Annotated in this window: 25 protein-coding genes and 1 pseudogene; 15 read left to right on the forward strand and 11 right to left on the reverse strand. The window is 55.9% G+C overall.

Annotated features, from left to right (window positions below; genetic code table 11):
- Positions 1–18 precede the first annotated feature (18 nt).
- The 11 genes and pseudogenes from PUV54_RS10185 to PUV54_RS10230 all read left to right on the forward strand — a co-directional run bounded on the left by PUV54_RS10185 (position 19) and on the right by PUV54_RS10230 (position 8,063).
- On the forward strand, positions 19–957 hold the full coding sequence (locus tag PUV54_RS10185; RefSeq protein WP_274492124.1) for a glycine--tRNA ligase subunit alpha: 939 nt from the start codon (positions 19–21) through the stop codon (positions 955–957).
- Positions 958–1,431, forward strand: coding sequence for a GFA family protein (locus PUV54_RS10190; RefSeq protein ID WP_274492125.1), 474 nt, complete (start codon positions 958–960; stop codon positions 1,429–1,431).
- Positions 1,432–1,621: 190 nt separating this feature from the next.
- Positions 1,622–2,026: a DUF1761 domain-containing protein gene (locus tag PUV54_RS10195; RefSeq protein WP_274492126.1), complete on the forward strand. Its 405-nt coding sequence runs from the start codon at positions 1,622–1,624 to the stop codon at positions 2,024–2,026.
- A gap of 69 nt (positions 2,027–2,095) precedes the next feature.
- On the forward strand, positions 2,096–2,842 hold the full coding sequence (gene mtgA / locus PUV54_RS10200) for a monofunctional biosynthetic peptidoglycan transglycosylase (protein WP_274492128.1): 747 nt from the start codon (positions 2,096–2,098) through the stop codon (positions 2,840–2,842).
- 9 nt (positions 2,843–2,851) lie between these two features.
- Entirely contained in the window at positions 2,852–3,178 is a 327-nt protein-coding gene (locus PUV54_RS10205; RefSeq protein ID WP_274492129.1) for an antibiotic biosynthesis monooxygenase family protein, read from the forward strand.
- Between the two features lie 32 nt (positions 3,179–3,210).
- Positions 3,211–3,756: a DUF6438 domain-containing protein gene (locus PUV54_RS10210; protein ID WP_274492131.1), complete on the forward strand. Its 546-nt coding sequence runs from the start codon at positions 3,211–3,213 to the stop codon at positions 3,754–3,756.
- Positions 3,757–3,759: 3 nt separating this feature from the next.
- Entirely contained in the window at positions 3,760–4,206 is a 447-nt protein-coding gene (locus tag PUV54_RS10215) for a PaaI family thioesterase (RefSeq protein WP_274492132.1), read from the forward strand.
- 116 nt (positions 4,207–4,322) lie between these two features.
- Positions 4,323–6,443 carry a glycine--tRNA ligase subunit beta gene (gene glyS, locus PUV54_RS10220; RefSeq protein WP_274492133.1) on the forward strand — a complete coding sequence of 707 codons (2,121 nt, stop codon included), beginning with the start codon at positions 4,323–4,325 and terminating at the stop codon, positions 6,441–6,443.
- Positions 6,440–7,789 (forward strand): tetratricopeptide repeat-containing sulfotransferase family protein, encoded by a 1,350-nt coding sequence (locus tag PUV54_RS10225; protein WP_274492134.1) that lies wholly within the window; start codon positions 6,440–6,442, stop codon positions 7,787–7,789. Before glyS ends, PUV54_RS10225 begins: the two co-directional genes overlap by 4 nt.
- Positions 7,758–7,826, forward strand: a pseudogene (locus tag PUV54_RS16685) (hypothetical protein); the annotation flags it as partial. The gene PUV54_RS10225 and the pseudogene PUV54_RS16685, both read left to right, overlap by 32 nt.
- Positions 7,827–8,063, forward strand: a complete 237-nt coding sequence (locus tag PUV54_RS10230; RefSeq protein ID WP_274492135.1) for a hypothetical protein — start codon at positions 7,827–7,829, stop codon at positions 8,061–8,063.
- Positions 8,064–8,069: 6 nt separating this feature from the next.
- Here PUV54_RS10230 and PUV54_RS10235 read toward each other — a convergent pair whose 3' ends face one another.
- On the reverse strand, positions 8,070–9,560 hold the full coding sequence (locus tag PUV54_RS10235; RefSeq protein WP_274492136.1) for a hypothetical protein: 1,491 nt from the start codon (positions 9,558–9,560) through the stop codon (positions 8,070–8,072).
- A gap of 271 nt (positions 9,561–9,831) precedes the next feature.
- On the opposite strand from PUV54_RS10235, the gene ppdK reads away from it, so the two are divergent.
- The 3 genes from ppdK to PUV54_RS10250 all read left to right on the forward strand — a co-directional run bounded on the left by ppdK (position 9,832) and on the right by PUV54_RS10250 (position 14,397).
- The gene (gene ppdK / locus PUV54_RS10240; protein ID WP_274492137.1) at positions 9,832–12,504 is read left to right on the forward strand and encodes a pyruvate, phosphate dikinase; all 2,673 of its coding nucleotides are present in this window, start codon (positions 9,832–9,834) and stop codon (positions 12,502–12,504) included.
- Positions 12,505–12,796: 292 nt separating this feature from the next.
- Positions 12,797–13,606, forward strand: coding sequence for a cell wall hydrolase (locus PUV54_RS10245; RefSeq protein WP_274492138.1), 810 nt, complete (start codon positions 12,797–12,799; stop codon positions 13,604–13,606).
- A gap of 104 nt (positions 13,607–13,710) precedes the next feature.
- Positions 13,711–14,397, forward strand: coding sequence for a DUF2490 domain-containing protein (locus PUV54_RS10250; RefSeq protein ID WP_274492139.1), 687 nt, complete (start codon positions 13,711–13,713; stop codon positions 14,395–14,397).
- A gap of 15 nt (positions 14,398–14,412) precedes the next feature.
- On the opposite strand, the gene PUV54_RS10255 is transcribed toward PUV54_RS10250, so the two are convergent.
- From PUV54_RS10255 to PUV54_RS10295, 9 genes are all read right to left on the reverse strand, one after another.
- Positions 14,413–15,375: an MBL fold metallo-hydrolase gene (locus PUV54_RS10255; protein WP_274492140.1), complete on the reverse strand. Its 963-nt coding sequence runs from the start codon at positions 15,373–15,375 to the stop codon at positions 14,413–14,415.
- Positions 15,376–15,429: 54 nt separating this feature from the next.
- Positions 15,430–16,278 (reverse strand): carboxylating nicotinate-nucleotide diphosphorylase, encoded by an 849-nt coding sequence (gene nadC, locus PUV54_RS10260; protein WP_274492141.1) that lies wholly within the window; start codon positions 16,276–16,278, stop codon positions 15,430–15,432.
- A complete protein-coding gene (locus PUV54_RS10265) occupies positions 16,275–17,816 on the reverse strand; it encodes an L-aspartate oxidase (protein WP_274492142.1) in 1,542 nt (513 codons plus the stop codon). Before PUV54_RS10265 ends, nadC begins: the two co-directional genes overlap by 4 nt.
- 15 nt (positions 17,817–17,831) lie before the next feature.
- Positions 17,832–18,302, reverse strand: coding sequence for a hypothetical protein (locus PUV54_RS10270; protein ID WP_274492143.1), 471 nt, complete (start codon positions 18,300–18,302; stop codon positions 17,832–17,834).
- Between the two features lie 25 nt (positions 18,303–18,327).
- Positions 18,328–19,428 (reverse strand): quinolinate synthase NadA, encoded by a 1,101-nt coding sequence (gene nadA, locus PUV54_RS10275; RefSeq protein ID WP_274492144.1) that lies wholly within the window; start codon positions 19,426–19,428, stop codon positions 18,328–18,330.
- Positions 19,429–19,641: 213 nt separating this feature from the next.
- Positions 19,642–20,475 (reverse strand): MBL fold metallo-hydrolase, encoded by an 834-nt coding sequence (locus tag PUV54_RS10280; protein WP_274492145.1) that lies wholly within the window; start codon positions 20,473–20,475, stop codon positions 19,642–19,644.
- A gap of 28 nt (positions 20,476–20,503) precedes the next feature.
- Positions 20,504–21,517 carry an NUDIX hydrolase gene (locus tag PUV54_RS10285; RefSeq protein WP_274492146.1) on the reverse strand — a complete coding sequence of 338 codons (1,014 nt, stop codon included), beginning with the start codon at positions 21,515–21,517 and terminating at the stop codon, positions 20,504–20,506.
- A gap of 22 nt (positions 21,518–21,539) precedes the next feature.
- Positions 21,540–22,043, reverse strand: a complete 504-nt coding sequence (locus PUV54_RS10290) for a hypothetical protein (protein ID WP_274492147.1) — start codon at positions 22,041–22,043, stop codon at positions 21,540–21,542.
- Positions 22,044–22,182: 139 nt separating this feature from the next.
- Positions 22,183–22,803, reverse strand: coding sequence for an HD family hydrolase (locus PUV54_RS10295; RefSeq protein WP_274492148.1), 621 nt, complete (start codon positions 22,801–22,803; stop codon positions 22,183–22,185).
- A 221-nt stretch (positions 22,804–23,024) separates the two neighbouring features.
- Here PUV54_RS10295 and PUV54_RS10300 point away from each other — a divergent pair, with 221 nt between their 5' ends.
- On the forward strand, positions 23,025–23,396 hold the full coding sequence (locus tag PUV54_RS10300) for a hypothetical protein (protein ID WP_274492149.1): 372 nt from the start codon (positions 23,025–23,027) through the stop codon (positions 23,394–23,396).
- Between the two features lie 80 nt (positions 23,397–23,476).
- Here PUV54_RS10300 and PUV54_RS10305 read toward each other — a convergent pair whose 3' ends face one another.
- A complete protein-coding gene (locus PUV54_RS10305; RefSeq protein ID WP_274492150.1) occupies positions 23,477–25,579 on the reverse strand; it encodes an AsmA family protein in 2,103 nt (700 codons plus the stop codon).
- Positions 25,580–25,676 lie beyond the last annotated feature (97 nt).

Raw genomic sequence — 25,676 nt, forward strand, 5'->3', positions numbered from 1 at the left:
CCTAGCGTTCGCCGCGATATGACCGAGAAAAAAGCATCGACCTTTCAAGACCTCATTTTGACGCTCCAGAATTACTGGGCGGCGAATGGCTGCGTCATTCTGCAACCCTATGACATGGAGATGGGGGCGGGGACGTTTCACCCGGCGACGACCTTGCGCTCGTTGGGGCCGAAGCCGTGGAACGCGGCCTATGTGCAGCCCTGCCGCCGGCCGACGGATGGACGCTATGGCGCGAACCCGAACCGGTTCCAACATTACTTTCAATTTCAGGTGGTGTTGAAACCGAGCCCCGAAAACATTCAGGACTTGTATCTCGGTTCTCTTGACGCGATCGGCGTCGACCGTTCCGTGCACGACATACGGTTTGTTGAGGATGACTGGGAAAGCCCGACCCTTGGCGCGTGGGGGCTAGGCTGGGAGGTCTGGTGTGACGGCATGGAAGTGACCCAGTTTACCTATTTCCAACAGGTCGGCGGTTTCGACTGCAAGCCGGTAACAGGCGAGATCACCTACGGGCTCGAACGCCTCGCCATGTATGTGCAGGGCGTCGATAACGGATTTGACCTTGTCTATGGCGGCGAAAAACCGGACGGCACGCCGTTCACCTATGGCGATGTTTTCCACCAGAACGAGGTCGAGCAATCGGCATATAATTTCGAGTTAGCGGATACGGATGTGTTGTTTCGCCAGTTTAAAGAGGCGGAAGAAGCATGCGCGCGCATCATCGAAGCCGGTGAAGCGTCAGGCAAGGCGTATCCTCTGCCGGCATATGAGCAGTGCATCAAAGCCTCGCATGTCTTTAATCTGCTTGATGCGCGCGGAGTAATCTCCGCAACTGAGCGCCAGTCCTATATCTTGCGCGTTCGCACGTTGTCGAAGGCTTGCTGCGATGCGTGGCTGAAAAGCCCTCAAGGTCGCAGTGAAGGCGCAGGGGTCGTAGATTACGCGGAGGCATAAATGGCGAGTGTAGAGATGCCGCTCAAAGGCGGGTGCCAATGCGGCAAACTTCGTTACGAACTTTCCGCACCGCCAATAACGCTCTATGCGTGTCATTGCACGAACTGCCAGAAGCAAACGGGCAGCGCGTTCGTGCTATCTGCGGCGGTTATTGAGAGTTCATTTTCATTTACGGAAGGCGAGCCGGCGAAAGTCGAATGGACGGCTGACAGCGGCGCCAATCGATACGGTCTTTTTTGCGGCGATTGCGGCGGGCGTATCTGTAACGGCCAGACGCCATCAATCGGCATTCTATCCTTACGCGCCGGGACAGCTGACGACAAAAGCTGGATGAAACCCGCCGCGCATATCTGGGTAAAGAGCGCGCAATCCTGGTTCAGGTTTGCTGAGGATGACCTCCTCTTTGACGGACAGCCCACGGATTATTCGCCCGCCGTAGAGCGGTTTCAGTCATACGGGTTTTTTCCGGTTTAGAGCGCCGGGCGAAAAAGTGGAATCCGGTTTTTCGCAAATCCGGTGCGACAACTAAGAATCTAGATCATCGGGTGATGCAACCTTATCGCCCGATGATCTAGACGCTGAAAACCCAACGCAAATTTGAACATTTCCAAATACTGACGGCGCACATTATAATCCGCTCTCATCATAAATAACGGAGGGTGATATGCCCAAAATCTTTGGTCTTAACCTGGTGGGCGTTCTTGTTGCGTCCGTAGTTTTCTTCATGGTGGGTTGGATATGGTATGGGCCGCTGTTTGGCGAAGCATGGATGGCGGCGGAAGGCATGACGGAGATGGGGGCGCCCGAGCCAGTGTGGTTGCTCGGCGGATTAATTATCACAATCGCGCAAGTCATCGGCATCGGCCTTGTGATGCGATGGCGCAATGTGGCCGACATGACGGCGGCTGTAAAAACAGCACTGGTCCTCTGGCTGGTTTTCGCTCTGCCGTTCGCCCACTACGCCTATATTTACACGCCCGAACATAATGCAACGATGTTGATGATCGACGCCGGTCATCTGCTCGTGGGGTGGGTCGTATCGGCGGTCGTCCTCGCCTTGATAAAATAGGCTCGCGTATTAATGTTGGCGAAGAGGGGCGGCGTTCACGCCGTCCCTTTTTATTGTCAGGGGAAAAGCATGGCGTTGACCGCGCCCAAGAGAAAACGGAAACGGCGAAGCAAAAAGAAAAAGCTGCAATCCCGGTTGAAGCGTTATGCAATCGCCGCCGGGTTGGCAGTGGTTGCGCTTTTTGCGTTCTCGGTTCTGTGGGCCGGCGTTTACCGCGTGGCGCCGCCGCCGGGAACGCTCGTCATGGCGGCGCGTGGCCTTGGCGGTGACAAGGTCAACAAACAATGGGTGCGGCTCGAGGATATTTCACCCCATCTTGTCACGGCAGTCATCGCCGCGGAGGATACGCGGTTTTGTTTGCATAACGGCATCGACTTCGAAGCGATTGACAAGGCGCTGGCGGAGTCAAAAAACGGAGGACGCCTGCGCGGCGCGTCGACCATCTCGCAACAGACGGCGAAGAACGCTTTTTTCTGGAATGGCGGCGGCTGGGTGAGGAAGGGCGGCGAGGCGTGGATGACCGTATTGATCGAAACGCTCTGGCCCAAGCGGCGCATTATGGAAGTCTATTTGAACGTGGCTGAGTGGGGCGACGGTATTTTCGGCGCCGAGGCCGCGGCGCAAAGCCGGTTCGGCAAGAGCGCCAAGGATCTGAATGCATATGAGGCGGCGCTCCTCGCCAGCGTCTTGCCGAGCCCTGATAAATGGCGGGTCGACCCGCCCGGACCTTACGTCCGTAAACGTTCAGGTACGGTGCGCGCCCGTATGAATGTGGTGCGCCGCGATGGTTTGGACGCGTGCGTTACAAAACATTAGGAGGATACAATGAGCGTTATGGTCATTGCATGCTACCGGCCAAAGCCGGGCAAGGACGATGAGCTTCGTGAGTTGATGAAAACCCACCTTCCTACCTTGCGCGGTGAGGGGCTGGTCGAGGTGGGGCCAAGCCTTTGCGGCAAGGCGAAAGACGGAACCATCGTCGAAGTTTTCAAGTGGAAATCTCAGGCCGCCATCGACGCCGCCCACGAAAACAAGAATGTCATCGCTATGTGGGAGCGGTTCGGCGCCGTTTGCGATTACGTGACGATCAGCGATGTTGAAGAATCAAAACAGATGTTTTCGCCTTTTGCACCGGTCGACCTTAAATCGTAAGCTCTGTGTGGCGATGAGAAATGGAAGCGATAATGCGTTCTTTGTTGATTAGTCTGGCTCTGGTTGTTGTCTCCGCCTGCGCGCCGAAAGGTTATACGCCTTATTACGCGAACCCAGCCGCGCCAAAACCGGAAAGAAACTATGACCAGATATCGCTGGAGCGCACGGCGTGTTTTGGTTTTTGCCCCATTTATAAAGTGGTGGTGAACGAAGATGATGTCCTGAGTTTCAGGGGCGAGCGGTTTGTTGCTGAAACAGGCGGCGCTATCAGCAAGCGCCTGCCTGACGGTTCGTTCAAGGACCTTTTAAAAGTTACCAGGACCTACGGCTTTTCTGAACTCGACACACGCTATCCGAATGAGGCGGGCGATAATTGCGGACCGGTGGCGACCGACATGCCAAGCGTTATTGTCGAAGCTGAAACCAAAAGCTTCAATCATCAGGTTCAATGGTATCAGGGTTGTATGAATTTCAACGGACGCGAACGGTTCGAAGCGATGTTGACAGAGATGGAAGCAATCTTCGACATCGATGACTGGATCGGCGCGCGCGAAGACTTCATGGGCGGCGAACGATAAACCATGACTCGCATCACCTCCGAACGGCATACGGACATTTTGAATGGCTACAAGTCGGGCGGCTCTCGCTTTAACGAGTGGTCGCGCGAAATGCTTGGCGATTTCACCTTGCTCAAATGGGGATGGGGCGCGCTTTCCATGCGCTGGGATATCGATGACCGTTTCATCATGCCCGACGGGGTGATGTTCGGCGGGCATATCGCTTCCGTTGCCGACCACGTAGCGGGGCTTGTCGCCATGACGGTCCTGACCGACAGCAAGGAGCGGTTTCGCACATCGCGGCTTGAGACCAATTACTTTCGCCCGCTGACCGCCCCGGTGGCGATGATTGAAGCGAAGGTGACCAACGCGTCAAAAACGCTGATCCATGTTGAGGCGGATTTCGTCAATGGCGATGAAAAGCTGGCGGTCCGGATCAACGCCGTTCAGGTGCGTCGGATGACGGGCTAGCGCGCAGGCGAAAAAGTGGAGTGAAGCGCGAAAAGCGCTGAACGGTTTTTCGAAAACCTGCGCGCCTCTAAAGTGCGGCTTGCGTGCAGCGGTGAGCCCCCCTAGAAACCGGCCTCATGTCAGAGCTGTTGTTAGAATTGTTTTCCGAGGAAATCCCTGCCCGGATGCAGGGGCGCGCCGCCGCCGATCTTGAAAAAGCGGTGAACAAGGCGCTGCTTGACGCCAGTTTCATGCCCGAGGGCGTCAAGGCGTTTGCCGGTCCGCGCCGGCTGACGGTGGTCGCTGCGGGCCTGCCGGCGAAACAGCCTGACCGGCGGGAGGAGAAAAAGGGCCCGCGCGTCGGCGCGCCCGAAAAAGCCGTCGAAGGGTTTTTGAAATCGGCGGGGCTTTCGTCGCTCGATCAATGCGAACAGCGTGAAGACAAAAAAGGCGCTTATTACGTCGCGGTGATCGACCAAAAGGGGCGCGATACGGCGGATCTGATCGCCGAGTTCGTGCCGGAGATCGTCAAAGGGTTTTCCTGGCCGAAATCCATGCGCTGGTCTGATGGAGAGATGCGGTGGGTGCGGCCGCTCCATCGCATCATGTGTGTGTTCAATGACGAGGTGGTTCCGTTCGAGGTTGGTGGCGTCAAATCCGGCGACGTGACCGAGGGCCATCGCTTTATGGCGCCGGGCGAGATTCAGGCGCGCTCGTTTGAGAAATACGAAAGCGCGTTGCGCGAAGCGAAAGTCCTGATCGACGCCGAAGAGCGCAAAGAAATGATCGCGCGCGATGCGGAAACCCTGTGCAAGGCGCAAGGGCTCGAGCTTGTTGAGGACAAAGGCTTGCTGGCGGAAGTCGCTGGCCTTGCCGAATGGCCGGTCGTAATGATGGGTTCATTCGATGAGAAATTTCTGACGGTTCCTGATGAGGTGCTCATCGCCTCCATGCGCGGGCATCAGAAATATTTCTCCGTACGCGATCCAAAAACGAACCGTCTCGCCAACAAGTTCATTTATGTGGCGAACCTTGAATCGCCTGATGGCGGCAAGGCCATGCGCACCGGCTACGAGCGTGTGTTGACCGCGCGTCTTTCCGACGCGTGGTATCTTTATAATCAGGATCTGAAACGTCCGCTCTCGGAACGCATCGACGATCTTGACAAGGTGACGTTCTTCGAAGGGCTCGGTTCCGTCGGCGACAAGGCGCGGCGCGTTGCAGCGCTGGCGAAGGAGATCGCGCCTGCCGTTGGCGCCGATCCCGAAACGGCTGAGCGCGCAGCGATGCTCTCCAAAGCCGATCTGGTCACTGGTATGGTCTACGAGTTTCCGGAACTGCAGGGCGTGATGGGACGGTACTATGCGCTGGAGCAGGGCGAGCCGGCGGAAATCGCCGACGCCATCCGCGATCACTACAAGCCAGCCGGACAAGATGACGATGTGCCGACCGCGCCGGTCTCCGTCGCCGTGGCGCTCGCCGACAAGATTGATAGTTTAGTTGGTTTTTGGATGATTGGTAAAAAGCCAACTGGCTCAAGCGATCCGTTTGCGTTACGTCGCGCTTCGCTAGGCTTCATTCAAATTGCCCAGATATCTGTTTTAAAAGAATGCAAACTTCGTCTTAGCAAACTCATAAGCACTGCAGATTTTCAGTATACAGCCATGGAACAAGGTGCGTTAGGGCCTGGACCTGAAGAATTCGGACCAGAACTGATATTATTTTTTCACGACCGCTTGAAGGTCTACCTCCGGGACTCTTCTCATGAAAGAGGGGGCCACAAGCACGACCATATCGATGCGGTGCTGACCGATGCGGACGGCAATTTGCAGGACGATCTCGTTCTGATCGTTTCAAAGCTCGAAGCGCTTGCCGCGTTCCTCAAAACCGATGACGGCGCTAATCTCGCTGCGGCCTACAAACGCGCGGCGAACATCCTCAAGGCCGAAGAGAAGAAAGACAAAAAACCCGCAGACCCGAATGTAGTGGAGGAGGGCGCGCTCGCCGAGCCGGAAGAAAAAGCGCTCTACACGGCTCTGAAAGACGCCGAAGCAAAAGCCGAAAAAGCCGTCGTGGAAGAAAACTTCGAAGCGGCGATGGCGGCGCTGGCGAAATTGCGCGCGCCCCTTGATGCATTCTTCGAAAAAGTCACGGTCAACGCTGACGACGAGCAACTTCGCGCAAACCGTCTGTCACTTCTAGCCCGTCTTACCGCCGCTACCGCCAAAGTCGCAGACTTCTCAAAGCTTGAAGGATGAGCATAGACCCCAACGACCCGCGCATGCGCGCAATTTACGACGCTTATAATCGCGGTGATTTCAAAAAAGAAGCGTCGCTTGTCGTCAAGCTGCTGAAGAAGCATCCGAAAGACGCAGAATTATTGCAGCGTGCGGGGTCTACGCTGGCGCAGCTTGGTCAGGTTGAAAAAGCCGAGCGATACCTCAAACGCGCCCTGGAGGTCAGCCCGGATAACGCCCAGATCTGGTACATGCTCGGCTGGGTTTACCGCAAGATGACCAACTTGCCTGAGGCGGCGCGGTGTGTTGAAAAGGTGATTGCGCTCAATCCAAACTTGCCGGAACCTTATGTTGATCTCGGTAACTTTCGCCTGACGCAGGGCAATGCGAGTGCCGCGCGCGCGTGTTTTGAAAAAGCAATTAAGCTGAACCCGGGCGAAGTCAACGCCATTGTCAATCTTGCCTCTCTTTGCGAGCGTGAACACAAATTTGACGAGGCGCAGGCGCTTGCCGAACGCGCTGTTTCGCTAGCGCCGACTCATGCGCCAGCCATGATCACGCTCGCGCAGGTGAAACTGCGTCAAGGCAAGTCGGTAGAAGCGGTCGCCATTGTGCAAAAGCTTATGAAAACCACGGTCATGAACGACCAGGATAGCGCATCAGCATATAATTTGATCGGGCAGGCGAAAGACCGTGACGGCGAGTATGACGCCGCGTTCTCTGCGTTTGAAGCTGCTAACGATAAAATGCACGCGCATTTCAGCGAGGCTATCTCGACGATGGATTCCGCGCTTGCGCCGAAAAGTCTGCAGCGCCTTAACATGTTCTTCACTGAAGAAAACGTTTCCGGGTGGACGAAACTTCAAGATGCGGAACATCCGGCGCCGGTATTCCTGTTGGGGTTCCCGCGATCTGGCACGACGCTGCTCGATCAGATTTTGAATACTCACAGCGCGATTAAAACCCTCGAAGAAAAAGAAAACCTCATCGATATTCGAAATGATATCGTCAAACCGGTTGGAGGTCTAAAAAAACTGCGCGCCATGAATGACAAGACGATCAATCAGTATCGCGAGAAATACTGGGGGCGGGTCCGCGAAAGCTTTGCCGGCGACATCAACAATGGCTTGATTATCGACAAGATGCCTCTGAACATGTTGATGTTGGGCGTCATATACCGGGTATTCCCGGAGGCGAAAATTATCTTCGCACAGCGCGATCCGCGAGACGTGGTGTTGAGCTGCTATCAGCAGCATTTCGGAATGAACGCCGCCATGTATCAGCTTTTAAAATTTGATACGGCGGCAATGTATTATGATCAGGTGATGTCAATTGGTGAAAACATGCCGCACGCGCCTGCCGCTTGATGTTCATGTCATTCGGTATGAAGACGTAATCACGGACATGCAAAATACCATTACAGACGTGTTGGCGTTTCTTGGTCTCGAATGGGAAGACGAGATTTTGAATTATCGCGACCGGGCTCGCGAGCGATTTATTTCAACGCCCAGTGCGGAGCAGGTGGTCAAACCGCTTTATCAATCCTCAATCGGCAAATGGCGTCACTATGAGCGTCACATGGCGCCGGCGCTTTCGGTGCTGGAACCATGGGTGCAAAAATTCGGCTATGATGCTGGTTGAGCCTGTCTAATCCTTAAACCCTTGGGCCCGCTCGGCGCTTGGGAAGAACAAAAACGCCAGCATCAAAATATAGGGTGCATAATCCCAAGACAGCGCCAGCGCCCACACGTCAGAAAAGATGTTGGCGTGTTTCAATACGGCGTCGCGCGGCGTCATGGTGGACAGCCCCGGTACGAACTCCGCATCGACGACTGATTGCCTGCGCGAAACCGTTTCGGGTTCTTCCGGCGGCGGCGGCGGGTTCAACATCTCGCGGAATATGTCGAGGCCGCGCGCCGGCGACAGCTCAGCAGCGGATTTCAACGGCACTGGCGGTTTTTGCAGTTTCTGCGAGCGGATCAGCGACTGCAGCGCGCTTTCGACTTCTTCAGCGTAGTCATCCATGGCGGAACGCTGGCGCTGGCTAATACGCGCACCGACAGGCTTAGGGTTTGCCCTCGAAAAGTTATCGAGCTGCGCGTCCAGCAATCGTTCAATGCGTTTGTCGTGGCGCCAGCGGTTAAGAACGCTGGCGAAGTCGTCATATGCGGTTTCAAATTCGCGGTTCCAGCGATCGATATTGTCGAATGCGTTGCGCGAAAGCATACGCTTCAGCGCGTCGGTGGTGTTCGCACAGATTTCGGGATTGTAGGGATCAACGCCTGACGGCGGCGGACCGGTGATGATCGCCTCGACGCTTTCTTCCAACGCTGAAAACCACGTGGCGATGCCATTGAAATAGGCGGTAACGGCGCCGTCACCCGCTGCGCCCGATTGTGATCCGCCTTGCCGTTCAGACGCCGCGACGCGTGACACGTCCTGCGCGGCGAGACGCAAATCCTCAAGAAACAGAAAGTCTTTTTGCCGGTACGCAGTTATGCCGGCGCATTCCGCTCCAAGCCTGTCGATTTCTGCTGAGTATGTGTGACGAACGGCGTCAACACCGCCAATGCCGACGACGGTTGTCCATGTCGAAACGAAAAACAAAATCAGCGCGAGGACGGGAACGACAATGAAAAGTTTGATCGCGCGCTCAATGAAAAACATGATGTCGGCGATGAAGCCATTGCCGAGACCGCGAAACCAGTCGCGGTGACGCACGAACTCCGCCCCTCCGACCCAGATGGCGACGGCCAGGCAAAAAACGAAAACGCCAAATGCGGGCGGCAGCACGGAATTGCGGAAAAAGTCCGCCGATTCCTGCGACGTGATCAGGGAGAACCCAATGGCCGAGCTGACAGCGCTGAAAAACCCGGCGGTAATCGCCACCACGATAAACAGCCGGTTGAAGAGTGAGGACCCATGAAGGCGCCGCGAGGTGAGGACCGACCAGAGAATAAACGAGATAAGCGCGACCACGGCGGTGGCGCCGATAATGGCCGGTGTGGAAATCCCGGCGAAGCCCGCCACTGATCCCTGAGCCATGGCTGGCGCCACAAAGCCAATGCCCAAAAGGGCGGCAAATGAGATTTTGTAAAAATACCCACGCCAGCGATTTTGACGGATTTTCCGCCCCATCAGGCCCCTCGCTCTGATCGCTGGAATTTTTCCAGCCCCCGCACTTTCAAGTCTTCCCCAAGTAAAGCGAACAATTGCGCCTCATCAGGACCCTAACATGGAAAAAAAGCGTATGGATAGTTGCGGGAATAATTTTACAGAGTGATCCGCTCTGGCGCACAATATGCGTCAAATTCAGGCTTGGTTGTTGCGTTGCGGCGCCTTAATGAGGGCGCGAATACGCCGGGCTATGAGCCGGCAAACGGAAATCTCCGGCAAGCATGGGGTGGCCATGAGCGAGAACACGAAGTGGGTTTACGGGTTCGGCGGCGGCAGCGCGGAAGGCGACGCGTCGATGAAGAACCTGCTCGGCGGCAAGGGCGCCAATCTGGCCGAAATGGCGAGCCTCGGTCTGCCGGTGCCGCCGGGGTTTACGATCACCACTGACGTCTGTTCGGAATTTTACGCAAACGACCGGAAGTATCCCGAGGGGCTGAAAGCGCAAGTCAGCGAGGCGCTCAGCAAAGTGGGCAAGACTGTCGGCATGGATTTTGGCGATAAGTCAAAACCGCTGCTCGTCTCTGTCCGTTCGGGCGCACGCGCGTCCATGCCTGGCATGATGGATACGGTGCTGAATTTGGGCCTCACCGACGAAACGGTCGATGGGCTTGCAAAACTCTCGGGCGATGCGCGCTTCGCCTATGACAGCTATCGCCGCTTTATTCAGATGTATTCCGATGTGGTGCTCGAACTTGATCATCATGCGTTTGAAGAACTGCTTGAGACTTACAAGGAAGGGCGCGACTATTTTCTCGATACGGAAATGACCGCCGATGACTGGGTCAAGGTCATCGCCGGTTACAAAAAGATTGTCGAGGAACAGCTCGGGCGGCCATTCCCGCAAGACCCGGAAGAACAGCTTTGGGGCGCCATCGACGCTGTCTTTGGTTCATGGCGGAATGACCGCGCCAATACCTATCGGCGCCTGCACCATATTCCCGAAAGCTGGGGGACGGCCGTCAACGTACAGGCGATGGTCTTCGGCAATATGGGCGAAACTTCCGCGACGGGCGTTGCGTTTACGCGCGATCCGTCGACGGGGGACAATCACTATTACGGTGAATTTCTCATCAACGCTCAGGGCGAGGATGTGGTCGCCGGTATCCGCACCCCGCAAACCCTGACGAAACGCGCGCGTGAGGCGCAGGGTGAGGATGAGCCCTCCATGGAAGAGGCGATGCCGGATGCTTATGGCGAACTCGTGAAGGTATTCGAGAAACTCGAAAACCACTATCGCGACATGCAGGACATCGAGTTCACCATCCAGGACAAAAAACTGTGGATGCTGCAGACACGTAACGGCAAGCGCACGGCGAAGGCGGCGCTTAAAATCGCCGTTGATATGTGTAAGGAAGGTTTGATCAAGGAAAACGAAGCGGTTTGCCGCGTTGATCCGCACTCGCTTGATCAGCTCCTGCATCCGTCGCTTGACCCTGACGCGCCGCGCGATCAGGTGCTGACCGGACTGCCGGCGTCGCCGGGGGCGGCGTCAGGCGAGGTCGTCTTCAACTCAGACGAAGCCGAACGCCTGGCGCAGGAAGGTAAAGCCGTCATTCTCGTTCGCGTCGAAACAAGCCCTGAAGACATTCACGGCATGCATGCGGCCAAAGGTATTGTCACGGCGCGCGGCGGGATGACTTCCCACGCCGCAGTGGTCGCGCGCGGCATGGGACGACCTTGCGTCTGCGGCGCCGGTGATTTGAAGATCGACAAGAGCGAGACGTTTTTCACCGTCGCCGGCCGCAAGGTTCAGAAAGGGGACACGGTCACCATCGATGGCGCCGAGGGCAGGGTTTACGCCGGCGCGGTGCCGACCGTACAGCCGGAACTGTCTGGTGATTTTGCCGAGTTGATGACATGGGCTGACAAGGCGCGCCGCATGAGGGTGCGGGCCAACGCAGAAACGCCCCATGACGCTCAGGTTGCACGCGATTTCGGCGCCGAGGGCATTGGACTTTGCCGGACGGAACATATGTTTTTCGAGGCGGATCGCATCATCGCTGTTCGTGAAATGATCCTGGCGGAAAGCAAGAAAGGCCGCGAGGAAGCGCTTGCAAAAATTCTGCCTATGCAGCGTTCTGACTTTGAAAAGTTGTTCCGTGTGATGACGGGGTTGCCGGTAACAATCCGGTTGCTGGATCCGCCTTTGCATGAATTTCTTCCGCATTCAGATGAAGAAATAGAAGAAGTGGCGAAATCCTCCAGCATGGATGCGCAGCTTTTAAAAGATCGCGCCCATAAATTGAAAGAGTTCAACCCGATGCTCGGGCATCGCGGATGCCGCCTTGGCGTTTCTTATCCGGAAATCTATGAGATGCAGGTGCGCGCAATCATGGAAGCCGCCTGCGCTATCAAAAAAGAAACCGGCGAGGATGTAACGCCTGAAATCATGGTGCCGCTGGTCGCCAAGCGCGAGGAGCTGGCGCTTTTGAAGGTGCGCATTGACGAAATCGCGCTCTCTGTTTTGAAAGAAAACAACCTCAAACTCGATTATCTCATCGGTACGATGATCGAGCTGCCGCGCGCGGCGTTGACGGCTGACTTTATTGCAGAGGAAGCGGAATTCTTTTCTTTCGGCACTAATGATCTGACGCAGACAACCTTTGGCTTATCGCGGGATGATTCCGCATCATTCCTGCCGGACTATATGCGTCAGGGCGTTTTCGAGCGCGACCCGTTTGTCACGCTCGATCGCGAGGGCGTTGGGGCGCTGGTCAAAATCGCCGTTGAAAAGGGCCGTAAGACAAGGCCCGACATCAAGCTCGGCATCTGCGGTGAACATGGCGGCGACCCCGATTCGATCCGGTTTGTCGAGGATGCAGGACTCGATTACGTCTCCTGCTCTCCATACCGAACGCCCATCGCCCGTCTTGCTGCAGCGCAATCAAAACTTCAGCAATCGTGACGCTTCACAGCGGGATAAAAGATTAATCTTCGGTCAGGTACCAAAAAAGTTTCGTGAAAACAGCATTTTACTGAAGCGAAGGTAAGGTTAACAAAGGGTTAACGCGCGCCGATTTTATTTGCACCTGCACGGTCGAGAGACCATATTCCGTCCGAAAGACGCGCAACGTAGGCGCGTTTTTGCGTCTTAAGAATTCGTAATAACTAAGATGCTGAGATTTTGCGTTCCCAAAGGGGGCGCATGCGTGAGGTTCGCCTCATCCGAACCCTAAACGGGAAACAAAAACGCGACGATGACAAAGAGAAAACGCATCAACAAGACGAGACGACAGGTGAGCAATCATACTCACAATAGCCACGACGTTAACTGGACCCTGCGCAGCCTGTTTGCTGCTGGCGTGCTTTCCCTGTGCGCCGTTGCAAGCGCCATGAGCGCGACCATCAACGCAAGCCGCGCCGAAGCTGACCGTCAGGAACGGCTCGCTCTTGAACGCGAAGCGGAACTCGTCACGGATCTTGCCAATTTTCTTGCGGCCGAAACAGCCGCCACGAGACAAGCACTGGACGGGCCGCGCCTGAAGCCGGCAAAAGCCACGGGCGATATCATCAGCGAGGATGATCCGATCCGCGCGCTGGCGTCGTTTGATTTTGCTGAACTGACTGTTGCGAAAGCTGATGCGGATGAGCGCCGCTGTCTAGCGCAGGCCATCTATTATGAAGCGCGTTCTGAACCACGGATCGGTCAACTTGCTGTTGCAGATGTCGTGCTAAACCGTGTCGCAAGTTCGCTTTACCCGAATACGATTTGCACGGTTGTTTTTCAGGGTTCGGAACGTCGTACGGGATGCCAGTTCTCTTTTACGTGCGACGGTTCCATGCAGGCGCGTTTGAACAAACGTAAATGGACAGCATCCGAAGAGCTTGCTGGCGCCATTCTGGCTGGATTACGCGCGCCGATCAGCCGCAACGCCACCCATTATCACGCCAATTATGTAACGCCTTACTGGTCAGCGAAACTGACGCCGACTGCAACCATTGGCACGCACAAATTTTACCGTTTCCCGAGCCGAACGGCGAAAACGGCTGCTCCGGCGGCGATGTAACGCAACAGCCAGTTTGTTTGTCTTTATTTCTGGTTCGACTTCTACAAATAAACATGCTCTAAGGCGCACAGGGTGCGTGCCCCGTAGAATCTGAGGGCAATTAAGTGTCTTTCATTCTTTGCAAGGCGTTTAAGTTTTGTGTTGCGGCTTTGGCCTTGGCTGATGTCGTCTGCGCCGGCGTAAACGCTGCCGATCACGATTCCGAATTATGGTTGACGTCAGAGGCAAAGTTTCCGCTCGACGAAAAATGGACCTTAAAGGCGCAGGTGAACGGGCGATTTTCAAACTTTGCTGACAGGCTTGGACAGACACGAATAATGGCGAACTTGTCACGCGATGTTGGCAACGGATTGGTTATCACTGCTGGGTATGGGCATATCATTACGCGAAACCCGGACATGCCGAACAGAAACGAAGACAGGCTGTGGCAGTCGTTGAATTGGAATATTGATAAATCAGATAACCATTCTCTGGTCTTAAGAACGCAGTTAGAGCAAAAATTCATTATTGGCGATTTGGGATGGCGCGCGCGTCAGAGACTTTTTCTGACCCGGGCGCTTGATGAAAATATCTATATCTACGGATCGGGGGAAGGGTATTTTCAACTCAATAACACGCGGTGGGGCGCGCAATCAGGGTTCGAGCAATTGCGCCTTGGCAGTGGCGTAGGGTTTACGCTGCGAGACGGGGTGGTTGCTGAGATAGGCTATCTCAACAGATTGAAAGTCGTCGACTCTGCAGAAGATAAAATGTCCCATATCGTAGGCGTCACGATGAAATTTCAGCCATGATTTGTTTCCGTGAAGTTACAGACAGATTTCCTGGCCTTCATCAGCAATATTAAAGCCCGCCCTGTTAACGGCGGCGCGTTCAGGCGCCCGCGGGTTTAAAAGCGGATTGGTGTGGTTCATGTGAATGAACCAGACTTTTGATTTTTCCGCGTCTGGCAGCGGTGCAAATCGCTCCATTGAGTGAGAAACAAAGGGATGCGGAAAGCCGGACATATCGCGCCCGGGAATTTCGCCATTGGCGAAAAAAGTCGCGTCCAGGAAAGCATAATCGACTTCGGCGATTTTGTTTTCGATGCGGGTTTCTTGCGCATCCCAGTCTTCCCAACTGTCGATGTCAGGAATGAAGATCGCAGATTTGTTTGGACCCTGAATGTTAAAGCCCGCCACTTCTGAATATTCCTGCCGGTGCGGCACGAGAAACGGCGTCACGGAAATATCTTCTGCGAGTTGTTCCGGTTCATTCTCGCTCATGATGGCGATGAAGATATTGTGCTTCGATAGCAGTTGACCCCATGGCCCGTTCTGCGCGAGGTAATCTGCCATGCGCGGCATGGCGAAAACCTGAACATACTGCGCCCCCGCCGCTTCATGGCCGAACATCATCAACCCTGCGTAGTGTCCGATATGCGCGTGGGTCAGGAATACCCCGCCAAGATCAAGCGCATTCGCCGCCGGCGCCGCCTCATTTAAGCGGTGAAGTTGTTCCTTGATGTCGGGCGTTGCTTCAAACAGCCAGCGTTTTGGTGTTTCGCCGCGCCGGTCAATTAACGCGATAGATGTGGCAAGCCGCCGTAATGAGGGATCAGCCCAGGCTGGGTCTTCCGAATTCCCGATTTGCGGTTTGCCTGCATCCTGGGCCACGCCAAGGATGAGTAATGAAACGTCGCATTGCTGTGTTTGTGCAGGTTTATCTATTTCAGGCGCACATGCGCTCAGAATGAAAGCAGCGGTTCCAGTTAGAAAGTTTGTTGCTTTCATGTTGGGCTTCTCCTTCACCGTGCATTCCTTCTTGGCAGGGGTGACGGAGAACTCTTACTCGAAGTCGAGCCCTAAATCCAAACTCGGCGCCGAATGGGTAATCCACCCGGAAGAGATCACATCAACACCTGTTTCAGCAATGGCGCGGACAGTCTCTACAGTGATATTACCCGAGGCTTCGAGTATTGCGCGGCCTTGGGTTTGATTGACGGCTTCACGCAATTGCCCGGCGGTCATGTTGTCGAGAAGGACAATATCGGCGCCGCTGGAAAGTGCATCATCCAACTGGTTGAGATGATCAATCTCGACTTCGATTTTGACAGTATGGCCGACCGCAGAGCGGGCAGCGGCAAGCGCGTCCTTTATACTGCCGGCTGCAGCAATGTGATTGTCCTTGATCATCACGGCGTCATATAGGCCGAAGCGGTGATTGCAACCGCCGCCGCAACGCACGGCGTATTTTTCGAACGCGCGCAGGCCCGGCGTTGTTTTCCGCGTGCAGACGATTTTGGCGTTGGTTCCTTTGACGGCGTCAACGAGGGCGGCGGTGGCTGTGGCGATGCCTGACAGATGGCCAAGAAAGTTTAATGCGACCCGTTCAGCCGAAAGAACGCCGCACGCCGACCCTTCAAGATTTAAAATTGCATCGCCTCTTTCAACACGCGTGCTGTCGCCATTTGTAACGTGAACATTGATGGACGGGTCAACCATACGGAAAGCTGTAACGGCAGCATCAATGCCAGCGATAACCCCCGATTTTCGCGCGGCGATAACGGCCGTTGCTTTCGCTGCGGCCGGTATGGTTGCGTTCGTGGTGATGTCGCCAGCATCGCCGAAATCTTCTTTCAGCGCGCGGGCGACGGCGTCCTCAATAATGAGAGGCGAGAGCGGCGATATGTTCATTCGTCCCCATCCTCTTCGTCATAGGCGTCCGTTGCGCAGATTTCGGTGTGGAAAGCGTCTTCTTCCGTTTCCGGAAAATCGCTTCGGTAATGCCCGCCGCGGGATTCTTCGCGCATGAGCGCGCCTTGTGCAATCAACTCAGCCGTGACGAGCGCGCTTTTGAGACCGCTGGTCATGGACGGATGCTCGTTCAGCTCATGAATGACGTCGATGACATCGAGAAGCGCATCCTGCGAGCGGATCAGGGCGCAGCCCGCGCTCATGGCCTCGCGCAATGTTTTGATCGCTTCAGCGTCGGCGGGTTTCGACGGCAGATCCATGCGGTCCGCCGGGGCGCCCGGTTCGTCCGGCGCGGTGATTTCTTTTTCCCGCAACTGGTCGGCAATGCGCCCGCCAAAGACGATGGCTTCAAGCAGTGAGTTGGAGGCAAGTCTGTTGGCGCCGTGCACGCCGGAGGAGGCGACTTCGCCGACCGCCCATAAGCCTTCAACGCTCGACTTGCCGTCGAGACCTGTCATGACGCCGCCCATGTGATAATGCGCAGCCGGAGCGACCGGCATTAACGCCGTTCGCGGATCAATCCCGGCGGATTGGCAGGCGGCGAAAACGGTCGGGAAGCTTTCAGGGAACTTCGCGCCGACCGCTTCCCGCGCATCCAGAAACGCCCCGCGTTTTTCCTTGATTTCAGCTTCCACAGCGCGCGCAACCACATCGCGCGGGGCGAGGTCGCCGTTTTTGTCATAATCGCTCATGAAGGCGCGGCCGTCCTTGTTGACGAGTGTGGCGCCTGCACCGCGCAACGCTTCAGTGGCGAGCGGAGCGGGATCGACACCGACATTGAGGGCGGTGGGATGAAACTGCACGAATTCCGGATCGCGAATGACAGCGCCCGCGCGCGCGGCGAAGGCGAGGCCGTGCCCCTGCGCTGGCGTCGGGTTCGTGGTGACGGCGTAAAGCCCGCCAAGCCCGCCGGTGGCGAGTACGGTTTCGCCAGCATCGAACGCGGCGCGTTCGCCAGCCTCAACGTCATAGATCAGCGCGCCGCCGACGACGCCGTTGTCGTCGGTGAGCAAATCCTCAACGACGATCCGTTCAAGGATGGTGATATGGTTGGCTGCACGCGCCGCCCTAATCAAAGCTTCCATAATGGCGGCGCCCGCCTGATCGCCCGTGGCGTGGACGATGCGGTCGCGGCAATGGGCGGCCTCGCGGCCGAGAACAAGATTGCCGTCTTCATCGCGGTCGAACTGAACGCCGTAGTTTATGAGGTCTTCGACGACACGCTTGCCGCCATCGACGAGAATGCTTGCCGCTTCCGGATCGACGAGGCCTACGCCCGCCTGCATGGTGTCTGCGAAATGAAGATTGGGCGTGTCGTTTTCACCGACAGCGGCGGCGAGCCCGCCCTGCGCCCAGATGCTGGCGCCGCCCTTGCCCAACGGGCGCGCGGTAATGACGGTGACCGGCCGGGGGCTGAGCTTCAGCGCTGTATAAAGCCCGGCGACGCCCGCGCCGATGATGAGGATTTCGGAGTTCATTTCTAACGCGCCTTATCAGCAATCCAGCTCAGATTCTGGTATTCGCGTTATGTCTTTAATCTCACAGTTCTGATGTACCAACGATATCCAATCGCCATTCTTTTCCATGACTACACAATTGAAATAGTGTGCTTCATCAATTTCGGACTCCAATGAAAATTTGTATGCGGCAGCGTTATATTTATCGCCGATATTCACGCCATATAATTTATTTGAATATAAACCTTGGCGCTCCTCTAAAAGTTGCTGAATTGAATCTTTAGAGCCATCGATATTCATTCGCTCCCAAATATCAATATGAAGCGTACTCTTATCATAAGAATTGATTGGATTTAAATAGCCGTTCATTTGTAAGTAATTCTGAGAACGGCAAGCTGCTTCCATTACTTCGGGTGTAACTTGTAGCGCACTGACGACATTAGGGGTGAAGGTCAGTGCGAATATCACAGCAGTAGGGGCCACTATTTCGCGTTGCAGTCCCGCCATAGGGATTCCTTTATTTTCAGGCAGATTAAACCCGCGCCTCAATCGCCGCCACTTCCGGCTTGCGCTGGTGGTTATACATGGACTGGCGCTTTAAGGGCAGGGCGATCATCCGCTCGATGGGCTTTCGCGCTTTTTCGATGATTTCGGGATCGATCAGCACTTCATGTTCCATGGTTTGCAGTGCGCGCAAAATTTTCGGCAGGGAAATGCGCTTCATATGCGGGCAGAGGTTACACGGCCGCACGAAATTCACGTTCGGATTTTCTAGCGCCACATTGTCCGACATCGAACATTCTGTGATCAGCACGACGTTTTCGGGCTGTTTGTCCTTAACGTAATTCGACATGCCGCTGGTCGATCCGGCGAAATCGGCCTCGGCCAGCACGTCCGGCGGGCATTCCGGGTGGGCGAGGACGATAACGCCCGGCGTGCCCTCGCGGATTTCGCGAATATCGTCCGCCGTGAAACGCTCATGCACTTCGCAGGCGCCGGCCCAGGTAACGATCTTGATGTCGGTCATGGCGGCGACGTTCTTCGCGAGATACTGGTCGGGGATCAGGATGACCGTATCGGTGCCGAATTCTTGCGCCGCCTGTTCGACGACTTCAACGGCATTGGACGACGTGCAGCAGATATCGGTTTCGGCTTTGACGTCAGCGGTGGTGTTTACATAAGTCACCACTGGCACGCCCGGATATTTCTGTTTGAGGAGGCGTACGTCCGCGCCCGTCAAGGAAGCGGCGAGCGAGCAACCCGCTTGTCTGTCAGGGATCAGCACGGTTTTTTCGGGCGCGAGAATTTTTGACGTTTCCGCCATGAAGTGGACGCCCGCCTGAACGATTATATCCGCGTCGGATTTCGCTGCTTCCTTGGCGAGCTGCAAACTGTCCCCAGCAAAGTCGCCAACACAGTGAAAGATCTCCGGCGTCATGTAATTATGCGCGAGGATGACGGCGTTTTTCTGTTTTTTAAGATCGTTGATCGCTGCGATATAGGGCGCGTGCAGACGCCATTCGATCTCCGGAATCCGGTCCTTCACCTTTTCATAAAGGTGATCGGTTTTTGCGCGCACTTCATCATTGAAGGGGAGCGCGGTCTTCAGGGACTCATCGCCAAATGCAGGCATCCTTAGCCTCCTTTGGGTTTTCGCCCGGAATACGCGCGGGATCGGAAAACCAATTATGCTCAACTAGAGCATATATAGGGTCAAAATATACGCCCGCAAGGGGCGAGGGCGGCAAATTAGCGGATAAATTCCGGGCGTCAATTCCAAATAATTTGATCTAAACCGCAGAAAAACTGGGGTTTTTGAGCAAATGAAGGCCAAGAGGCGTTGTTTCTAGTCGGTTTTGGCGGGCTTCTCAGTCAGATCGCGGGTTTCTCCAGGATCGGTGAACAGATCGCCGCCTGCCTCGGCCCGCCAATGGTCGCCATTGCCGGCGGCGCGTTCAGGCACGTGGACGCCGATGGTCTGCGTCGCGCCGATATAAGTTTCCAAAATGCTGCGGCCCTCGTCATTCAAATAGAACCAGTAAGGTGGAAACGCGGCGTCATGATCGCGTGAGGCAAAATGATCGCCGTGCCGCTCAAAGTCTGCGGTCACTGTCCCGGCGTCCCCGAGGTGGATGACGGTCGTTTCATCGTCCAGCGTCACGCGCCATGCGAAGTTCTGAATCTCGGGACGGTTTCCGGCGTGGGGAATCGAGACGACATCAACTGATATATCGTCAAGTTTAATTGAAACGGGATCGCTTTCAGGCGAAAGGTCATAGACATGAATGCGCTTCATCACCGGATCATCTTCGTTCACACCGGCTTCTAGAAATGCATCCTTGATTTGTACGGAGGCATAAAGCGAAACGTCCTGTTGCGTGCGCATATATTCTATGGCCGGTTCGGCGGTGAAGTGATCGCCATGCACATGGCTGACGAATATAGCGTCGATCCCGTCATAGGGCGCGTCGCCGTTCAGCATGGCTTTTGAAATTTCATCCGGCACCAGCGCATATTGCCCATAGCTGTTGGCGTAAAACGCATCGAACAGAATTTTCGTTTCGCCGCGCGCGACCATCACGCCTTCGTTGCCGAGATAGGTCGCCTGCGCCGCCGGGTCATGTGCCTGTGCTAATGAAAACGGCGCCAGTAAAGCCGCCATCGCAATAAAATTTCTCATCAAAACCTCCCAATGCCTAAAAGCATACTTAATCATTTGCCCGCCGCAAACGGGGTATAGCAAGACCGGATGCGGCGCGGTCTTTCAGCCCTTCGCGGTTCACGCGGAAAAGCGCGGCCGGGCGGCCGACCTGATCGCTTGTCGTTTCGCCGGTATTTTCGACGAACCCGGATTTTTCAACGCTGCGGCGGAAGTTCTGTTTGTGGAACTTGAAACCGACAATCGCTTCGACAGTCTGCTGCAATTGTAAAAGCGTGAATGTAGAGCCGACCATTTCAAAAATGATCGGGCGGTATTTCAGCTTGCCGCGTAATCGGCCAATAGCGGTCGCAAGGATGCGGCGATGATCGGAGATCATGGCGTGGCCGATGGCTTTGGCTTCTGATCTGTCGCCACTAGGAAGGGCGAGATTGGCCGCTTCCCGGTCGCGCCATGATTCAATGACGATGCCGGCCTCGTACATCAATTCGTACCTGTCGAGCGTGCGTTCTTCTTCCCAGTTAAAACCGCCAAGACCAAAGGCGAGATTTAATCGCGCCATGCGATCGCGTTTCATGTCCGCGTTGCGTCCGCGTGCAGTCCACGCGTTGAGGGCAGGAATAATCCGTTCACGTAGGACTTTTGGTTCGCCGTCGCGCCAATCCTCCCAAGGAAACAGCGCATACCAGTCATGCCACAGGGCGTCGCTGCCAATCAGGTCCGCTGCTTCCGGCGCCAACGCAAGATAGCCGACGGATACAATTCGCTCGCCAATGCTTTCGGCGAGCGCCGCCGCCGGCGCCTCGCGTCCCTTATCGCCGAATGTGTAAAGCTGTTCGATATAACCCAGCGAGACATGAGTTTGCCGTTCCACCCATTCGCGTACGCCGATTTCAAACGTGCGATGGCGTTCAGGATCAAACGGACCATAGGGCAATGCGAGCGTGCGGTCGGGCCCGCGCACAGTGAGCACCTTTGGCTGGTCGCCGTCGACCACGGCAATCACAGCGTTCAGCGCGATGGCGACATTGGTCGCGAGCGATGGCGATGGTGCGTCAGGCATAGTTGCGCTTTTATGGCGGTTGCTACGCTACAGGCAAGACGACGACAGGCGCAGCCACGGTCGATGAACACGGACACATATCAAGCATGGCGGCGACCATGCGGTCATCGCGGCCAAGCGCCTCATCCGCTTTAGAGACCATCAACAGATTTGGATCGGCATGGGGGGCGGCCTTGCGTAGGCGTTCGGCGATCTTGAACTCGCAAGCGCCTTCTTCTTTTACGCAAATCAAAATATAGGCGAGCGCCATAGAGCGCGCTACGCCCCGGTGACAGTTGACGACAATGTTTTCACCGCTCGCGGCCCAGTGCGTGGCGAATTCGACAATGTCCGGGCGCCAGCATTCCGCGTCATTCTTTTTGTCGCAATCGCCGCCGCCAAGGGCAAGGTGACGATCAGCCGGCAAGGCTTTCAGGCAGGCTGGCGTTTCGTCCTTGGCGTCCAGAATGGAAATCGCAAACCGAGGCTCATGAAGTCGGAAGACCTCTTCAAGCTTTTCGAGTGAGCTCACGATAATTTTCGGCATTAACAGTTACTACGTTTCACCGCTTGGGTGCTGATTGCTAAAGACACGCTTAGAAATACTACTTCCCCCGCTCATGTGAAGGGCAGGCGCGATCACACGCGCTTGAAATCGCGCGGATGTCATCAACTGTCTTCAGTTTTTAAGCAGAGATGGCTTTGGCGAGCTGATGAAACCGCTCGAGATATGCTTTTTGCGACTGAAGCGCCGTCATGACGTCAAGCTCGCGATGGGCGACGCCGCGCGGCGCGCCGAAAAACTTGCGCGCTTCCGCCGGATCAAAACCGGCCAATTGCACGGCTTCAAAATAGGCTGACGCCCGGTCAGCGCGTTTGATCAATTTTTCAATCGTATCAGGCAAATGCGCGGGCAGGCCGAATCGCAGATGGATCGCTTCCATCAACCGGCCCTCGATTACTTTATATTGGCCGCCCAGTTGCGCCTTGAAGGGAGAGATCATGTCGCCAATGACGAATTCAGGCGCATCGTGCAGCAAGGCGGCGAGGCGCCATTTCGCCGGCCAGCCGGGTTTTAATTCGCTGCAGAAGTTTTCAACGATCAGCGAATGCTGGGCGACGTTAAAGGGAAGGGGGCCAACAGTCTGCCCATTCCAGCGCGCAACGCGGGCAAGCCCATGGGCGATGTCTTCAATTTCTACATCAACCGGTGACGGGTCGAGCAGGTCCAGCCGCCGCCCTGACAGCATGCGTTGCCAGGCGCGCGGCGGCGCCGATTGAGTGTTTGCGCGTTTTCGCGTCGCCATGGATGAACCGTTCTGAATGAAGGACGAACCGCGTAGCAAAGCAAACGCCGTCTCGCAAGCTTATTACATTCGCGATGAAGCGCTTTGAAAACAAGCTGAACGCAAGGCCGCAAGACTTGAGGCGATCCGGCGACACGCCCATTATCTCATCAGTACCTGCGTTATCTGAAACATCAAAGAAAAGGCGAGCGGTGTTCCGCTTGAAGAAAAGGGGTGCGAAAATGGCGACTACAGAATATCGAGAACCGGCGCGATCAAGCGCGGCATGGCTATATGTACCGGTAATACTGGTTTTGTTTTTAGGCGGCGCATTGTCCGTCGGAGCGTACTTTTATGGCGAACCGCAATTAACGGTTGCCGAGTCTCTTGTCGCGGGTTTCGGTGGACTTGCCGGCATTATCATCGGCCTTCTTGGCGCGGTGTTTGGCGTCATCGTTGGACTGATCGGCGCACTTATCGGCGTTGTTGCGGCAGGCGGCGCCGTTGCAATGACATTGTTTATTCTCGCATCACCCGTCCTCGCGATTGTTCTGATCGCGTTGTTGATGCGGCGTTCTAAGTCAGACTGCCCGGATCCGGCCGCGCACGAGTAAATCCGTCAACGGCCGTTAAGAGCCGGACTAGAATAATATCAAAGCCGCCCTGCGCGTCCCTCCGATGGCAGGGCGGTTTTTTATTGCGGGTTTTCTTTCTGCTGTTCGGCGTCGTCAGCCGATTTCTTGCGCTGATTAAAGATCGCATTGAGGCCTTCGTTGATCAGCGTTTCTTCTGTTGTGGCGCCGTTGTTGTCATCCGGGTTCTCAGCGCCGTCATCTGGCTGCTGACGCCGTCCGCCTAAAATACCCTTGATGATAGAACTGGCGGGATCTTCTTCTTCGGCTTCCTCGCCTTCGGTTTCTTCATTATCGCGATTGCGGCTCAATACATCCGTCAGGGTTCTTTGCAGACCTGCACGCGCCAGCGATTCCGCATCGATGCCGATGGTGGGTTGCGAAAACGTGCCGCCCACCCGGACAGGAACAGTAACAGCCCGTCCGCCCTGGCCGTCCATGGTGGTTGTCCCGCGCGGCGACAGACGAATGTCGATGGTTTGCGCGGCAAGGTTCACAGTGCCGGCGCCAGTCATGGTGAGGTAGGGGCCGGTAAGATTGATTGTCGGCGCATTCACGAGCCCGTTGGTGATCGAAAAGTCAGAAAGAAATTCGGAAAAATCCGTCTGTTCGCTTGGCCCGCGCGCCTCAGAAACAGCGCGCTGTAAAGCAGCCGGGTTGAACCCGTCCTGAAACTCGCCGACGGCGCGGACCATGGCGGCGATGTTGACGCCTTTAAGGGCGCCGTCGGCAAGGTCAAATCCGCCCGAACCATCGACAGAGTTCATAATGGCCGCCTGGCTCGCGCCGGCCGCTTCGAAGTTCAGCTTGAACGAGCCAAGCCCAAGCAAATTGTCATGCTTCATCAGGTCTTGTGTAAATGGTTGCGCCTGCACTGCGCCGACATCGAAGTTGCCGGCGAAGGAAGGCGTTGAGCCGCGCGCATTGACTACCATTCGGCCTGAGCCTTGCCCGCCATACATGGAAAGTTCGGGGATCTCGGCTGTCATCCGGCCGTTATCGACTGTCAGCTTGATGCGGCTTTCTCCGAATTCAAGGTTGTTGACGAAAATCGCATCGGTGGAGATGTCGAATTCGGCGTCCATATTGCGCAGGCTGGAAAAATCCATGGGCGCTTCGGACCATGCGGGGAACCCTTCGGCGCTTTCGGCAGGCGGTGGCATATAGGGCCGCAAATCAAGACGCTCCGTAGACAGAACGCCGGTTGCTTTCGGCTTGGCGCCCGCCCAGTTCAGATTGACGACGCCTTGCGCCTCGATCTCGTCAAAGGTGATGTCCGCATTTTCGAGCCGCAACGAGCTGTCGCCGCCATCGATGTCGCCCTTGACGGCAAGCTTGTCAAAGCCCGGCGCGTCCTCAAGCTGCGTGCCGACCAGCGCAGCAAGAGCGGGAAGGTCAGGCGCATCGAGCGTAACGGGTCCGGCGTAACTTAAAGCATCGCCGGTGTTCACGGTAAGATCGGCGCCGGCTGTCGCATCGCCAATTTCCAGATTCATTTTCAGATTGCCCGGCTGCTTGTCGATAATGTCAGCTAGGCTGGTCAAAACAATGTCGACCTTTGACGGCTCGCCCTGGAACACCATGTCGCCGCGCATTTCCAATGGCTCGGCGAGGCTTTTCAACACAACCGACATATTAATGTCTTCAGCGGCGTATGATTTGCCGGCTGCGGCGTCCTGGTATCTCGCCGCGCCCTCGACAATGCGGACATCGCCCAGTTTCAGCTCGCGCGGACCGCTCCCGGTCGATTGCGCTTCGCCTTCTTCAGGGGTGCTTGCAGTTGAAAGGTCCCAGTTGACGGCGCCCGACCTGTTGCGGGCGAGATTGATGTCTGGCCGGGTCAACACGAAACGGTCGATCTCAACGGACTCAGACAACAGCGGGATCAGTTTGACGCCAATATCAGCTTCTTCGACGCGGATCAGGTACGGCCCCTCGAACCCTTCAGCGTTCGCGATCACCAATTCCTCGACGTGAAACGCCGTACGCGGAAAAACCCGAAACGAAAGGTTGTCGGAAATCGTCACCTCGCGCCCGACGGCGTTGGAGGCGGCGGTTTCAATCCGGTCCTTGAACGCCGCAACAGGGATCAGCCCCGGCAGGAACAACAGAACGGCGAGCGCCACTGCGACAAGCGCTACGAGAAAAAATAAAATCCGGCCCATGACGACCCCTCAATATGAAACGGCTATGCGCCGTTTATTAACCTAAACCGCGCCGCGCGAGAACCGTTTGCAGCGCAACAACCCCGCTTATTTCGGG

Origin of the sequence: Hyphococcus flavus (assembly GCF_028748065.1) — a bacterium.
In the GTDB taxonomy this organism is placed as follows: domain Bacteria; phylum Pseudomonadota; class Alphaproteobacteria; order Caulobacterales; family Parvularculaceae; genus Hyphococcus; species Hyphococcus flavus.